A 14,817-nucleotide genomic window follows, 5' to 3' on the forward strand; every position below is an offset into this window, starting at 1 on the left:
CATTCGACCTTGAGGAGTGCCCGCGCGTGGCGGCTGAAGATGGCGCTGCGTACGGTTTATGCCAATGCGGCCAGGCACAACAACGCGACACAAGCCAAGTCTGAATTGAAGGCGTGGCTGAGTTGGGCCACGCGCTGTCGTCTGGCACCCTTTAAGAAGTTGGCCCGCACGTTAAAGCAGCGCTTGGACGGTGTGGTGCGCGGCATGCTGGACAACCGCAGCAATGCTTATGTGGAGGCCATGAATGGTTTGCTCCAACAGGCTAAACGCGCCGCGCGTGGCTTTAGAACTGCAAGAAACTTTATCGCCATTGCGTATTTGCGGATGTCCAAGCTCAAGCATTTGCCAAGCAACCCGCTGGAGCGGGCTGTGCCCAAGAGCAACGTGCTAATCCACCGCTGCCTTTGATGTCAAGTTCCACACTAAACGACGAGGAGCCGTTAAATTCGATTTATATTGTTGACTTGCGGGAAGTAAGGCGTGTTTACCCAATCGTATCCAAGCCTCTACAGATGCGAATGAAAGTCCATCAGATATTGACTTCATATGATTACGCAATTCTTCACTCCAACCCATTGGAAAGTCAGAAATAAATCGCCCCTCCGAGGGCGAAAATAATCTTACCAAAGCACTTAGTTCGGCAAGATTTGAAGGCGCCTTAGGATCAACTCCATAAATATCATTCATCGAATAAATCCTTTCCTCTTTCCTCAAAGAATCCTCTTGGCCAACGATCAATAAAGTCCCCTTGAGTACTGGCTCGAATTTTTTTAACCTTAGTTGACCCATCAAATTGAGGTTCGAAATATAAAATTGAAATATCTTCCGGTCGAAGTTTCAATTTTGAATCCGTCGGATATTTACCGTTGGATGTTTCTCGTATCCTACGCAAACACCTTAGCAAAAGATAATCACTGTGCGTTTCAATAAAGTAACGCCCAGGATTTTCACTATTTGCTTGCTCAACAAAAATATCACCCAAAGCCGATTGCAATGCTGGGTGCAGATGTAGTTCCGGCTGATGAATAAAACTTTGCGAGTCATGCATTGCACATATAACCGGCAAAACACAGCTAATCCCCGTACCAACCTCATTAAAAGTTAATTTTCGTCCAGAATTATCTACCAAATAAACAACAATTAATGCCGTAAATTTATTTTCCTCTGACTTATTAATCGGAGGCTTAATCTCACAAACATCAAATCCAATTTGGTAACCTTGATCTATAAACAAGTGCTGCGATAAATTTCTATTAATAAAATCATGCAAATATTCACGTTCTGCCTCCACCACCTTACCTTCAGATCTTAAATCAATAATTTGATTGAATTTGGATTTGCAAATTTCAAGAATTAATTCAGAGGAATATTGATTAAGTCCACCAACACATTCAATAGGTGCATTTAAAAAATTTCTTTGAATTCCAGCGTTAGAAAAAACACCCTGGCCAAGAATGCAAGATAATTCTTGATTTTTTATCGTACTCCTATCTGAGGAGACGTTACTTGGTAAAAAATTTACATCTGAAAAGCAACGAAAAATATGGTTAGCTATAGCCAACAAATCCCTTTCATACGGCTCGTTATCACCTATGCTGAGCAATTTTATTCCATCAGATGTACTGTAAGAAAAGCAAGTTATTTTGTAAAAAGGATTTACATTGTGCCTACTGGAAAGTTCAGTAAACATAGATCCAAATGCAACAGGGAAAAATTCTATTACATGGTTATCATCATCCTCTGGAGTAAACAGCTTCAGCAACTTCAGTCCATTTGCACTGATTGTAATATCTACATTATTAAGTAAACTTGTGCTCTCATATCCGCCATCAATTCCTTGAAAATTTGAAGGTATAAATTCAATTTTCACGTCATAAGGGCCTTCAGAGTCAGCTAACATTTCTTTCAGTCCATTAGAAGCCCAATACTCGGATGGCAAACTCTCAGTTAATCCTAGCAAATGTCTGCCACCAATTAGAAATTCCCACGCACTAAATCCCACCTCAATGGTCATTGGCTCAATTTTAGATTTAGCGTCAATATCAATTTGTCTTTTGATATGAGCCCATTTCCGAAAGTTATTATCAACAACTTTATCATCTTCGCCAAATACTGCCGAAACCATTCTGAGAGAATCTAAAATACCACTTTTACCAGATGAATTTGGTCCAAATAAAAATGTCAATGGTTTAATCGAAATTTCAATTCTCTCACTGAATGCTTGAAAATTTTCCAGTGCGATTTTATTAATTCTGATTGGCTCAAGTTGTTTCATTTTTTAATTCATTTATTGACATGACACATAAATATCGGTATATGATTTTATGCGCCAAAGGTTGAAAAATACAATTACAAAATTTTAAAAAGTAGCTGTTTAAATTATCATGAACATTTTTTGATTTTAAGTTAAATCAAGATTCAACCATTTTTTCAGCAAGGAACCGACGTAATTTACACCCAAGTCATGACCACTACCAAGCACTACGGTGACCGAGATGCCAGTAAGTTGTCCTAAAGCTTGAACGTTGGCAGGAATGCTTTGCCAGTCATCTTCTCCGACATGAATCTCACACACATGGGGTATGGGCAACAGACCTGCCTCAGCCAGCTCTTTTAGTCTTGTCGGCCTTGGTGGAGAAAAACTGGTGCGAGCCTGAGCATTTGCAAACTCCCCCACGATAGGCGACAACAGCAGCACTCGCCCTGGAAAAGATGGCATCTGAGTTTGAGCGTGCAAGAAAAGATATGCACCAAAGGAGTTGCAGATCACTCGGGCCTCGTCATGCCAAAAGTGGTCTTTGAGGTCTTGGCCCACAGTCGCGATTTGTTCATCAAACGGCAATGAACGAAAGTCGCCTCGTGTTTCACGACCAGCCACATCAAACCCTCGATCCATCAATGCCCTGCCCAGCCCTGTACCCAGTTGACCGCCATAGCCCGGCAGGTAATAGATGGTTTTTGCGGTTGGATTTGCCATGGTTTGATTGTGGCTCAGGTACGTACAAGCTTGGTGGCTTTTAAATGACAGTTCTATTTTACAGTTTTACTGTATGATAAAAACATGGACACCACTTTCACCCTGGACCAACTCAGCGCGCTGACCGATTTGCCGCTGAGAACGATCCGCTATTACATCCAACTCGGCTTGGTTGACCGACATGAAGGCGATCGAAAACATGCCCGGTACACCCAAAAGCACCTGGACCAAGTGCTGCAGGTTCGCGCCATGGCCGATCAGGGCATGCCGCTGGAACGAATCAAGCAACTGATCAACGGAATCACAACGCCCCCGCCCCTTCCAAAGACTGCGGGTGACATCTCTGTCATCAGCAAGGTGTTCATCGCCCCCGGCGTTGAACTGCACTTAGAACCGCAAATCGCGGGTCTCTCGCCTGAAAAACTCCGTCTATTTGTCCGGTCCGTCCTCACCACCTGGGAAGAAATCAATGCAAGCGAATAAAAAACATATTGGACTGCACACCCAGGACATGGAAGCCAACATTGGGTTGGTATCGGCCCATGTGACAGGACGCCTCAATGGCTTAGTGGCCCAGATCAAGATTCGCCAGGTCTACAAGAACTGGTCAGATGACAACGTCGAATGCGTTTACACCTTCCCTTTGGGTTGGCAAAGCGTGCTGCTCGGCATGCGGGTAGAGCTGAATGGCAAAAGCCTTGCAGGAACAGTCAAACCTAAGAAAGTGGCAGAGGCTCAATACGAAGCAGCGATCGACAGCGGTGACTTGCCCGTCATGCTGGAGCGCTCTGGTAAGGACTTGTACACAGCCAACATCGGCAACATCCAGACGGGGGATGAAGTGGTCATTGAAATTGACTACGCCCAAATACTGAAATCTGAAGATGGGACGATTCGATTCAGCTTGCCCACGACCGTAGCGCCAAGGTACGGCGATGCTTCAGCGGCGGGCTTAAAGCCGCACCAACAAGTAGACGCAGATCCACAAGCTGAGCAGCGGCTATTTCTGAGCCTTGAGTTGTCTGAAAATCTGAGCAAAGGCACGGTTTACAGCCCAAGTCATGAAATCCAAGTTAACCGTCAAGACAATCAGTGCGCCTTCAAGTTAGAAGGTGCAGCTTGGTTGGATCGGGACTTTGTATTGGTCATTGACCGGCTTGGTGACATGAACTTTGCCGTCGCAGCACAAGATCCTGTTCGCCCTGGTGAGGCTACAGTGCTGACTGGCGCTATGTACCGTCCGGAAAGCTCTGAAAAAAATCACCCAGTCTTAATCAAAGTGCTGGTCGATTGCTCCGGCTCTATGCAGGGAGACAGCATCGAGCAAGCCAGAGACTGCCTCAACTGGTTGTTCGGACAACTGAACAATACGGACCAAGTTTCCTTCACCAGGTTTGGCAGCAGCGTCGAGCATGAACACCCAGAACTGAAACCATGCACATTGATTCACCGACAACTGCTAAAAGCAGCGTCGCGTCGGCTGAATGCTGATCTGGGCGGCACAGAGATTGATGACGCGCTGAAAGAGGTCATCGCCATTGAAAGTGGATCCCCGGAAGAATCCCAAAACGCGGTGATTTTGCTGATCACCGACGGTGAGGTTTGGAACATTGAAGAAACCATCGCCAGAGTTCGTGCCTCTGGGCAACGTATCTATGCCGTTGGCGTGGGCTCGGCTCCGTCAGAAAGCCTGCTCAAAGACATGGCAGATGTGACTGGCGGCGCTTGTGAAATGGTTACACCCCGTGAAAACATGCAAAAAGCCGTGGAGCGTCTCCTTCACCGTATTCGGCAAACGCAGGCCATCGAACAAGAAGTGACTTGCGAGGCACCCATCGTCTGGCAATCCAAGACAGCGGGTCATGCAGCAGCTGGTCAGGCCTTGATGTCTAGGATGCAAGTACAAACGCATGACGCCTTGATGGATGGGCTGAAGATAGTCCAGACCATTTATCCCAACGGCAGTCCAACGCCCTGCCCTGTCGTTTGGGACAACAGCCTAGACCTCTCACGCATCGCAGTCGCCTTGCGCCTGAACGACATAACTGAAGCCAAAGAGCGAGAGCGTCTCGCTGTCGAATATCAATTGGTCACCAGCGAAACCAATTTAATTCTTGTTCACGAAAGAGCTGAAAACGAAAAAGCAAACAACTCGCCGGAATTACACCAGGTGAAGCCTATGCTGGCTGCCGGATGGAGTGGTAACGGAGTTGCTGCGTATAGAAGAAAAGCCCCTTCGCTTCAAGTCTTGCGATCTGGCTGTGACAACGCACCATTCATAGCTGAATCCCATATAAACATGAGCCAGTCTGTTCCGGCCATGTGGCGTTCCAATAGGACCCATGCTGCCGCCCGAGTTGATGGGATGGAAAACGCAGGCATGGATGACATTGAGATACCGGCGTTTCTCAGGAAACAAGAGTCGTCCTCCGATTCAAAGCCCGTCAAAACATTCGTCCAAAAATTCAAGGACATCGTCAGTACCCCCAATAAACCGCCGCAAAGTACGCACACAGTCAAAAAGCCGCAGGGCACATCAGATGAACTGAAGGCAATCCTGACCAATAAGACCAACGCAAACAACCCAATTCATGAATTACTGACCAGCTTCAACCAGATAGCTCTGACGCACACGAGATTCCGATCTGCCCTTGCCGCTTGCCTTCGTACTAACCAAGCCAATTACATGGAATGGCTTATCACCAAGCACATGAAGACAGCAGGCTCTGGTGCGCCGATCTGGGCGATTTTCATCAACTGGGCAGCGGAAAACCTATCCGTCGAACTCGATCGGCATGCAGAAAGGATATTGAGAGACTTCCTGTCGCCGATTGACAGCGATTTACAAAAGGCGATTTACGCAGAACTTTCTGAATTGAAATAAGATGCTGCGCTGACCCTGGCACGCAACGCCAGAACAAGCCCGGTGATGATTGACCGCTTCTACGCCGGCCCACTACAAAGTGAGATGAACGTTGGTGAACTGCAGAGCAAACGCTGGCCACGGCCATGGGAGTAAAGAGTCAAAGTTGATAAGGGCATATAAGCGATTGCAGACAGCGACGCGCTCAAGATCAACGCCGCCACATCTAGGTCACTTTGTTTCATAAAAGCTTGCTGCTCAAAGCTTCCCACAAGCATTCATGATGGCTTAACATCTTGCGTCACCCTCATCAGATTCACTTGACAACACCTCTCCTCAGAATCCTTCTATGACATTGGCCTCTCAGTTAAAGAAGAAATCACAGTCTATAAATTTAGACCGTTTGAAGATTGCCGAAAAGGCCAAGGAAGCCGAACGTATTAAGGCTGAACGATTAGCAGAAAAAGCAGCTCGCTTAGAGGCAATTGAGATCGCTCGAAAGGAGCGAGAAAGGAGTGAAGAGAAAAGGCGACAGGCTGAGAAAAAGAGACTAATTAAATGGCTTGCTCCAGGCTTGCTCTCCGCTTGGAATAAAGAGGATTTTATTTACTACAACCCTTGCTCAGACGAAGAGCTAACCACTGCACGCAAATTTTTAAATTTAAGATTTAACTACATTGATATAGCAAATTTAAATAACAACCTTACAACTCTTCATAAAGAAATAATTGTTTTGAAAAATCGTTTCGCAACACTGCGAACATACGCCGAAATAAAAGCCCCATTAATATCATTTGAAATTGAGTCAGCATTACAAAATTACAAAGATCAGGAACTTTTTTTCAACAAAACATGGCGAAATAATTTTCAACGCGAAGCAATTAAATTTGAAAACTCCGCTCATGCTAACTATTCCGCCAAATTGAGATCAAGTGTAAAAAATCAACAAAAAGAATTTGAAATAAATAAGTTAAAAATTAGTGAAGATAGAGACATACAGGAGATAATGAATTTAGCTGACACTTTAAGTCCACGCATTGAAACTTTTAGGAATCGATATTGGTCTCTATTGAATTCACCCACATCAGTTTATTTGATTAATTACGATGGAGCTCCATCTGAAGGTGTCAACTTTACTGAGTTAGTTGCCAGTCGGCATTACAAGCTGGCAGTTGCACGATTTGTTTTAAGAGAAATGAATATATTCTATCGAATTACACAACCTGACGAAGGAGGTAAATTCATGTCTGCATTTGCGATTGCAGGAGGAGCGAATATTTATGATTCCTTTGAAAAGCATATTAGCGCCCCGGAATTAACGGAAAGATTTTCAGAATATCAACGCATTTTGGATGGATCATCTAAATCCCAAAATAGAGCCCTCTTCACTGAACTAACCGGGGAAGATGTCTCTAGAATTATAGATCGAATTTATGCCTCAATTAACAATTTAAATAAAATGTTTAATATATCAAATAGTCAATATTTGCAATTTAATAATGGGCAATATATGCATTGTCCATTTGTAAAAATTGATGACCTTTCTAAAACATCTTTATACCCTGAAGTTGATAGATTAGGTTACGATATTCAATGGCTTAGATCAGCTGCAGGACAAAAATTTAAATTAGAATTCACAAAATATCTTGATGAACTTGCCGGAGATGGCAAATATATGGCCAAGATGAAAATTTTTTCTGAAGATGATGCATTATTAATAGAGCTGCCATCTGGCAGGGAAATATTCTGCGATATGGAGTGGGATTCATTCGAAAATTTAATTAGCTTTCTCGAACTTGAGATAGCCGCAACCACATCAAATGGAACCGTTAAATTAACTTGGAATTGATTTTTTAATTATTTTAACAGGTTGATTATAGAATTCAATAAAAAGTATAGAATTTTCACCCATTAACAGATCTTGGACGATTAGAGAAAGCAACTTATATCTTGGCATCATCAATTTCAACTCAACAATAAACTCATTTTTGGGTATACGCAGGATGACCTGTTAGGGATCTGCCCCAGTAAGTTTTGACTTATACAGCCTAAAAAGCGAATCAAGTCCTCAGCGCTCGCAACAACAAGGACCGAGGCCTTTCTTGTACCCACTCAGCGCTCATAACTTCCTGAAGTTAACGCAACCAGCCTCTAGCGTCTGTTTGCACGCAAAGTCTGCGGCTGATGGCAGTGCTCTTTGCATAAGGCAACCTTGCGGCGCTCAAAAAAGCCCTACAGCGCGTTTTTTCTTGGGCTCGCTGGGCTGAGTAGCTGGACTAATTTCAAAACAAACGTAGCGTTTTTTTCAAGTTGAGCACAGCGCTAGCAGTGTCAGCGAAGAGGCGAAAAGCAATGCCGCATTGACACCATCTTGGTGTCACTGACAACAGATTGAATTAGGGTAGTTTGACTGTTCCTAAATCTATGAAAAGACACAGAAAAATCTATGAGAAGTAGTAAACCCCGACCATACTACTTTGAACCAACAAAAAAAGCGCTTAGAGTTCCCTCTAAGCGCTTGATTTCATTGGGTATTTTTGGTGGGCGATACATGGATCGAACATGTGACCCCTGCAGTGTGAATGCAGTGCTCTACCGCTGAGCTAATCGCCCCTCACTGCATTGCAGCGAAGACCTCAATTATGGCATGAAAATTGAGGCTCTTTGGGGCTTGTCTGAAAATTTTGAAGCAATTTTCAGACAGAGGCCATTTGACGCCAAACAGTTTTACCCCCACTGGACTTGTCCAACTGCGTCAGCACCTCATCATGCGCCGCCAGTTCTTGGGCATTGGCGGGCAACACGGGCAATACAAAGGTGGTCAAGTCAACTTGAACCATCACTTGCTGAGCATCGTTGGAGATGGCATCCCCCACATCCATCAGCAAGGCCTCTTGGCCCCGCGTCATATTGATGTAAACGTCGGCCAGCAACTCGGCATCGAGCAAAGCGCCGTGCAAGGTGCGCCCGGAGTTGTCGACTTCGAGGCGGTCGCACAGCGAGTCGAGGCTGTTGCGTTTGCCAGGGAACATTTCCTTGGCCATGGCCAGGGTGTCGATCACACCACTGACGTAGGCCTTCAACGGCTTTTTACCGACGCGTTCAAGCTCCTTGTTCAGAAAGCCGATGTCAAACGCTGCGTTGTGGATGATGAGCTCGGCATCAGCCAGGTAATTCAGGATGTCTTCCGTCAGCTCGGCAAACTTGGGTTTGTCACGCAAAAACTCGTTGCTGATACCGTGCACTTTGAGCGCGTCTTCGTGGCTGTCGCGCTCGGGATTGAAATAGAAATGCAGGTTGTTGCCCGTGAGTTTGCGGGCATACAGCTCCACACAGCCCAACTCAATGATGCGGTCGCCACCTTCGGCCGACAAGCCCGTGGTTTCCGTGTCCAGAACGATTTGACGCATTGTTCGCCTTCGCTCAGTGCAGCTCTTTGGCGTGGTTGATGGTGTAGCGGGGGATCTCGATCACCAAATCGCTTTTGGCCACAAAGGCCTGGCAACTCAGACGCGAGTTGGGCTCCAGGCCCCAGGCGCGGTCGAGCAGGTCCTCCTCGGTTTCTTCCATCTCATTGAGCGTCTTGAAGCCTTCGCGCACCACCACATGGCAGGTGGTGCAAGCCGCGCTCATGTCGCAGGCGTGTTCAATATTGATGTGATTGTCCAGCAGGGCTTCGCAGATGCTGGTGCCCGCAGGCGCGGTGATTTCCGCACCGTTGGGACAGTATTCGGCGTGGGGCAGGATTTTGATGACGGGCATGGCGGTATTTTGGATTACATCGACTGGATATTTTGACCAGCCAGGGCTTTCTTAATGCTGTGGTTCATGCGCTCGGCCGCAAAGGCTTCGGTGCCCTTGGCCAGCGCCTGGGTGCAGTCTTCCAGCGCTTGGGCGTCTTGCTCGGTTTGCACAGCGGCTTGCAGTGTGGCCATGAGTGCGTCGATGGCGCTGCGCTCGGGCGCTTGCAGCAAATCGCCGTCGGCCGCCAAGGCGCTGCGCGTGGCCAGCAGCATGCGGTCGGCGTCCACTCGCGCCTCGACCAAGGCGCGAGCCTTCATGTCGGCTTGCGCGGTCGTGAAGCTCTCTTGCAGCATGGTGGCGATTTGATCATCGCTCAGGCCATACGAAGGCTTGACGTCGATGCGCGCTTCCACACCGCTGATTTGTTCTTTGGCGCCCACGCTGAGCAGGCCATCGGCATCGACCGTGAAGGTCACGCGAATACGGGCTGCGCCTGCGGCCATGGGCGGGATGCCGCGCAGCTCAAAGCGGGCCAGGCTGCGGCAGTCTTGCACCAGGTCGCGCTCGCCCTGCACCACATGCAGCGCGAGGGCCGTCTGGCCGTCCTGGTAGGTGGTGAAGTCTTGCGCCATGGCGGTGGGGATGGTCTGGTTGCGCGGGATGATGCGCTCCACCAAACCGCCCATGGTCTCGATGCCCAGGGACAGCGGGATCACATCGAGCAGCAGCAACTCGCCTGCAGCGTTGTTGCCCGCCAGTTGGTTGGCCTGAATGGCCGCGCCCAGTGCCACGACTTCGTCGGGGTTGAGGTTGTTCAGCGGGGCCTGGCCAAAAAAGTCGGCCACGGCTTGCTGGATTTGCGGCATGCGGGTGGAGCCCCCCACCATGACGACGCCTTGAACGTTTTCTTTGGCCAGCTGCGCATCACGCAAGGCCTTACGCACGGCGGTGATGCAACGGGCCGTCAGGGCTTGGGTGGCTTGATCGAAATCTGCACGGCTGATGGGCGACGACAAGGCCCCTGTCGACAGCGCCACATTCAGGCTGACCGTATCCGCGCTCGTCAATGCTTCTTTGGCAGCACGGGCTGCTGCCTTAAGGCGTGTTTTGTCTTCGGCTGTTGAAGCCTGCAATGCGGGCTGACGTGCCATGGCGACATCGGCCAGGGCTTGGTCGTAATCGTCACCACCCAAGGCGGAGTCACCGCCGGTGGACAAGACCTCAAACACGCCTTGCGTCAGGCGCAAGATTGAAATGTCGAACGTGCCGCCGCCCAAATCAAACACGGCATAAACACCTTCGCTGGCGTTGTCCAGGCCATAGGCGATGGCGGCCGCTGTGGGCTCATTGATCAGGCGCAGCACGTTCAGGCCCGCCAGTTGAGCCGCGTCTTTGGTGGCTTGGCGCTGGGCGTCGTCAAAGTAGGCGGGCACGGTGATCACGGCGCCGTACAGGTCGTCGTTGAAGGTGTCTTCGGCGCGGTAACGCAGGGTGGCCAAAATTTCGGCGCTCACCTCCACAGGTGATTTGGGACCTTGCACGGTCTGGATGCTGAGCATGCCCTGTTCACTGGCCGTGAACTCATAGGGCAGCTTGCTGCGGTCCACAATGTCTTGCAAACCGCGCCCCATGAAGCGCTTGACCGAGGCGATGGTGTTGACCGGATCGCTGGCAGCAGATTGCACGGCATCAAAACCAATTTGTCGCCCCTGCCCTGGCAAGAAGCGCACGACCGAAGGCAAGATCACTCGGCCATCGTCATCGGGCAAACATTCGGCCACGCCGTTTCGAACCGAAGCCACCAGCGAATGCGTGGTGCCCAGGTCAATGCCCACGGCAATGCGACGCTGGTGAGGGTCGGGCGACTGGCCCGGTTCGGAAATCTGCAATAAGGCCATGTTCAATCAAAGGTGGTGTCAAGTCGCCCACCTGCATGAGGCGTTGCGACCCGAGGGTCAAGTCAATCGGTCGAGTTTAGCGTTCACTTCTTGGGTGAAGCGCTCAATGAACATGAGCGCCCTCACTTGCCCCACGGCTTGCGCGGGGTCTTTGGCCACATCGAGCAACTGGGCCAGCCCTTGCTGCACACGGCGCTGCTCGGCTGCCACCTCGTCGGCCAGGGCTTCGAGGCCTTTCACACTGTCGGTGTCTTCCAGGCTTTCGCGCCATTCCATTTGCTGCATCAGGAACGCAGCGGGCATGGCCGTGTTGTTTTCGGCCTGCACGGGTGCACCTTGCATCTCGCACAAATAAGCCGCGCGCTTGAGCGGGTCTTTCAGGCGTTGATAGGCCTCGTTGATGCGCACTGACCACTGCATGGCCACGCGCTGTGCAGCGGCACCTTCGGCGGCGAATCGGTCGGGGTGGGCTTCGCGCTGCAAGGCTTTCCAGCGAGCGTCAAGCTGTGCGCGGTCCTGTGCGTACTGCATGGGCACATCAAACAGCTCGAAGTCGTTGGCTTGTAGCGAGATCACAAGCTCAGGACTCACACGCGGAAAGATTCACCGCAACCGCAGCGGTCACGTTCGTTGGGGTTGTTGAAGCGGAACCCCTCGTTCAGGCCTTCGCGCACAAAGTCGAGTTCGGTGCCGTCGATGTAGGCCAGGCTTTTGGGGTCCACCAGCACCTTGACGCCGTGGCCTTCAAAGACCACGTCTTCCGGCGCGATCTCGTCCACATACTCGAGCTTATAGGCCAGGCCCGAGCAACCTGTGGTCTTGACCCCCAAGCGCACACCGACACCCGAGCCGCGTTTGGCCAAGTAGCGGGTCACATGCCGAGCTGCGGCAGCAGACAGTGAGATGGCCATGTCAGTTCAGGTGTTTCTTTTTGTAGTCGTCCACTGCCGCCTTGATGGCGTCTTCGGCCAAGATGGAGCAGTGGATTTTGACGGGTGGCAACGCCAGTTCTTCAGCGATCTGGCTGTTCTTCAAGGCCGCCGCTTCGTCCAGCGTCTTGCCCTTGACCCATTCGGTCACCAGCGAGCTCGACGCGATGGCCGAGCCGCAGCCGTAGGTCTTGAAGCGGGCATCTTCGATCACACCGGTTGTCGGGTTGACCTTGATCTGCAACTTCATCACATCGCCACAAGCCGGTGCGCCGACCATGCCGGTGCCCACGTCTTCGTCACCCTTGTCGAACGAGCCGACGTTGCGGGGATTTTCATAGTGGTCAACCACTTTTTCAGAATATGCCATGTTGAACTCCTGTTTTGTTTAGTTGTGCTTTTGCGCTTGGCGTTGAGCGTTGGGCGTTGAGCGTTGGGCGTTGGGCGTTGAGCGTTGAGCGTTTAGCGTTTTCAGAAACTACCCGCTTAACTTTCAACGTCAAACGTTCAATGCGCTGCCCATTGAATGGTGCTCAGATCGATACCGTCCTTGTACATTTCCCACAAGGGGCTGAGTTCGCGCAGCTTGGCCACGTTCAGGCGGATGGTGGCAATCGCTTCGTCGATTTCGGCTTCGGTGGTCCAGCGGCCAATCGTCATGCGCAAGCTGCTGTGGGCCAGCTCGTCGCTGCGGCCCAAGGCGCGCAACACATAGCTGGGCTCCAGGCTGGCCGAGGTGCAGGCCGATCCGGACGACACCGCCAGTCCCTTGATGCCCATGATGAGCGATTCGCCTTCGACGAAGTTGAAGCTCATGTTGATGTTGTGCGGCACGCGCTGCGAGGCGTGGCCGTTCAAAAACACCTGTTCCATGTCTTTCAGACCATTGATCAGGCGGTCGTGCAAGGCGCGGGCCTTGGCGTTGTCCTGGTCCATCTCCAGACGGGCCAAGCGGAAGGCCTCGCCCATGCCCACGCACTGGTGGGTGGGCAATGTGCCTGAGCGCATGCCGCGCTCGTGGCCACCGCCGTGCATCTGTGCTTCCAAGCGCACGCGGGGTTTGCGGCGCACATACAAAGCGCCAATGCCTTTGGGGCCATAGGTCTTGTGCGAGGCCAGGCTCATCAGGTCAACCGGCAGCGTGGCCATGTCAATCGCCACTTTTCCGGTGGCTTGCGCAGCATCCACATGGAAGATGATGCCTTTTTCGCGGCACAGCGCGCCAATGCCGGGGATGTCCTGAATCACGCCGATTTCGTTGTTCACGAACATCACGCTGATCAGGATGGTGTCGGGGCGAATGGCGGCCTTGAGCACGTCCATGCTGAGCATGCCGTCTTCCTGCACGTCCAGATAGCTGACTTCAAAGCCCTGACGCTCCAGCTCGCGCATGGTGTCGAGCACGGCTTTGTGTTCGGTCTTGACGGTGATCAGGTGCTTGCCGCGTGATTTGTAAAAGTGCGCTGCGCCCTTGATGGCCAAGTTGTTCGATTCGGTCGCGCCGCTGGTCCAGACGATTTCACGGGGGTCGGCACCGATCAGGGCGGCCACGTCTTCACGAGCTTTTTCAACGGCGGCTTCGGCTTCCCAGCCCCAAGCGTGGCTGCGGGATGCGGGGTTGCCAAAGTGCTCGCGCAACCAGGGGATCATGGCGTCCACCACACGGGGGTCGCAAGGCGTGGTCGCGCCGTAGTCCAAGTAAATCGGCAGGTGTGGGGTGGTGTCCATGGCGGTACTTCTCTCGAAAAAAATCAGGATTTGGCAAACACATTGCCCAGATCGAACACCGAATTCGGGCCGGTCACGCGAATGGGTTTGACCACAGGCATAGGCGAAATCGCCCGTTTGATGTTGGGCTTGGATTCGATCACCAGCCCTTTGGAAAGCTGGTCTTCCACCAGCTTTTGGAGGGAGACAGAGTCGAGAAACTCGACCATTTTGGAATTGAGCGAGGCCCACAGGTCGTGCGTCATGCAGCGGCCTTCCCCACCGTTGCAGTTCTCTTTGCCACCGCAATGGGTGGCGTCAATCGGCTCATCGACCGACAAGATGATGTCGGCCACGGTGATGTCTGCGGCTTTGCGACCCAAGGTGTAACCGCCCCCGGGGCCACGGGTGGACTCGACCAGGTTGTGGCGGCGCAGCTTGCCAAACAGCTGCTCGAGGTAAGACAGGGAAATCTGCTGGCGTTGGCTGATCGCTGCCAAAGTCACGGGGCCTGCGTCTTGGCGCAAAGCCAGATCGATCATGGCGGTGACGGCGAAACGGCCTTTGGTGGTGAGGCGCATGGCAGGCTCCAGAAGTGTGGGGGTGCTCAGCTCAGAAACAGGTCAAGCAGGTTCCCGACTAAACGAGTCAAGTATAGCGCAATCCCGATTAAATCACTCGGGTTATCACCATTGAAAA

Annotated in this window: 15 protein-coding genes and 1 tRNA gene; 4 read left to right on the forward strand and 12 right to left on the reverse strand. The window is 50.9% G+C overall.

The window, feature by feature from the left end; translation table 11 throughout:
* The coding region (locus tag H663_RS31995) for a transposase (protein ID WP_165803909.1) at positions 1 to 408 on the forward strand (408 nt) is incomplete at its 5' end.
* Here the strand turns inward: H663_RS31995 and H663_RS41330 are convergent.
* The 3 genes from H663_RS41330 to H663_RS32005 form a co-directional block, all read right to left on the reverse strand.
* Positions 388 to 687: a hypothetical protein gene (locus H663_RS41330; RefSeq protein ID WP_133240015.1), complete on the reverse strand. Its 300-nt coding sequence runs from the start codon at positions 685 to 687 to the stop codon at positions 388 to 390. The two genes, H663_RS31995 and H663_RS41330, sit on opposite strands and share 21 nt — an antisense overlap.
* Entirely contained in the window at positions 680 to 2,275 is a 1,596-nt protein-coding gene (locus H663_RS32000; protein WP_083451298.1) for a DUF3696 domain-containing protein, read from the reverse strand. Before H663_RS32000 ends, H663_RS41330 begins: the two co-directional genes overlap by 8 nt.
* Positions 2,276 to 2,401: 126 nt before the next feature.
* The gene (locus H663_RS32005) at positions 2,402 to 2,977 is read right to left on the reverse strand and encodes a hypothetical protein (RefSeq protein ID WP_053175529.1); all 576 of its coding nucleotides are present in this window, start codon (positions 2,975 to 2,977) and stop codon (positions 2,402 to 2,404) included.
* A gap of 84 nt (positions 2,978 to 3,061) precedes the next feature.
* Between H663_RS32005 and H663_RS32010 the strand changes: the two genes are divergently transcribed.
* From H663_RS32010 to H663_RS32020, 3 genes are all read left to right on the forward strand, one after another.
* The gene (locus H663_RS32010; protein WP_053175527.1) at positions 3,062 to 3,460 is read left to right on the forward strand and encodes a MerR family transcriptional regulator; all 399 of its coding nucleotides are present in this window, start codon (positions 3,062 to 3,064) and stop codon (positions 3,458 to 3,460) included.
* The gene (locus tag H663_RS32015; RefSeq protein WP_053175524.1) at positions 3,447 to 5,861 is read left to right on the forward strand and encodes a VIT and vWA domain-containing protein; all 2,415 of its coding nucleotides are present in this window, start codon (positions 3,447 to 3,449) and stop codon (positions 5,859 to 5,861) included. The genes H663_RS32010 and H663_RS32015 overlap by 14 nt, the downstream gene beginning before the upstream one ends.
* A gap of 328 nt (positions 5,862 to 6,189) precedes the next feature.
* On the forward strand, positions 6,190 to 7,689 hold the full coding sequence (locus tag H663_RS32020; protein ID WP_053175521.1) for a hypothetical protein: 1,500 nt from the start codon (positions 6,190 to 6,192) through the stop codon (positions 7,687 to 7,689).
* A 689-nt stretch (positions 7,690 to 8,378) separates the two neighbouring features.
* On the opposite strand, the gene H663_RS32025 is transcribed toward H663_RS32020, so the two are convergent.
* The 9 genes from H663_RS32025 to iscR form a co-directional block, all read right to left on the reverse strand.
* Positions 8,379 to 8,453 (reverse strand) — tRNA-Val (locus H663_RS32025).
* A gap of 83 nt (positions 8,454 to 8,536) precedes the next feature.
* Positions 8,537 to 9,250, reverse strand: a complete 714-nt coding sequence (dnaQ, locus tag H663_RS32030; RefSeq protein ID WP_053175518.1) for a DNA polymerase III subunit epsilon — start codon at positions 9,248 to 9,250, stop codon at positions 8,537 to 8,539.
* A gap of 13 nt (positions 9,251 to 9,263) precedes the next feature.
* Complete coding sequence (gene fdx, locus H663_RS32035) at positions 9,264 to 9,602, reverse strand: ISC system 2Fe-2S type ferredoxin (RefSeq protein WP_053175516.1); 339 nt, start codon at positions 9,600 to 9,602, stop codon at positions 9,264 to 9,266.
* A gap of 14 nt (positions 9,603 to 9,616) precedes the next feature.
* Positions 9,617 to 11,482, reverse strand: a complete 1,866-nt coding sequence (hscA, locus tag H663_RS32040) for a Fe-S protein assembly chaperone HscA (protein WP_053175513.1) — start codon at positions 11,480 to 11,482, stop codon at positions 9,617 to 9,619.
* Positions 11,483 to 11,539: 57 nt separating this feature from the next.
* Positions 11,540 to 12,055, reverse strand: coding sequence for a Fe-S protein assembly co-chaperone HscB (gene hscB, locus H663_RS32045; protein ID WP_205872721.1), 516 nt, complete (start codon positions 12,053 to 12,055; stop codon positions 11,540 to 11,542).
* A 14-nt stretch (positions 12,056 to 12,069) separates the two neighbouring features.
* Positions 12,070 to 12,393, reverse strand: coding sequence for an iron-sulfur cluster assembly protein IscA (iscA, locus tag H663_RS32050; protein WP_019425275.1), 324 nt, complete (start codon positions 12,391 to 12,393; stop codon positions 12,070 to 12,072).
* A 1-nt stretch (position 12,394) separates the two neighbouring features.
* Positions 12,395 to 12,781, reverse strand: coding sequence for a Fe-S cluster assembly scaffold IscU (gene iscU, locus H663_RS32055; RefSeq protein WP_053175507.1), 387 nt, complete (start codon positions 12,779 to 12,781; stop codon positions 12,395 to 12,397).
* A 137-nt stretch (positions 12,782 to 12,918) separates the two neighbouring features.
* A complete protein-coding gene (locus tag H663_RS32060) occupies positions 12,919 to 14,139 on the reverse strand; it encodes an IscS subfamily cysteine desulfurase (protein WP_053175504.1) in 1,221 nt (406 codons plus the stop codon).
* Between the two features lie 23 nt (positions 14,140 to 14,162).
* A complete protein-coding gene (gene iscR / locus H663_RS32065) occupies positions 14,163 to 14,699 on the reverse strand; it encodes a Fe-S cluster assembly transcriptional regulator IscR (RefSeq protein WP_053175501.1) in 537 nt (178 codons plus the stop codon).
* Positions 14,700 to 14,817 lie beyond the last annotated feature (118 nt).

Source organism: Limnohabitans planktonicus II-D5 (assembly GCF_001270065.2).
In the GTDB taxonomy this organism is placed as follows: Bacteria; Pseudomonadota; Gammaproteobacteria; order Burkholderiales; family Burkholderiaceae_C; genus Limnohabitans_A; species Limnohabitans_A planktonicus.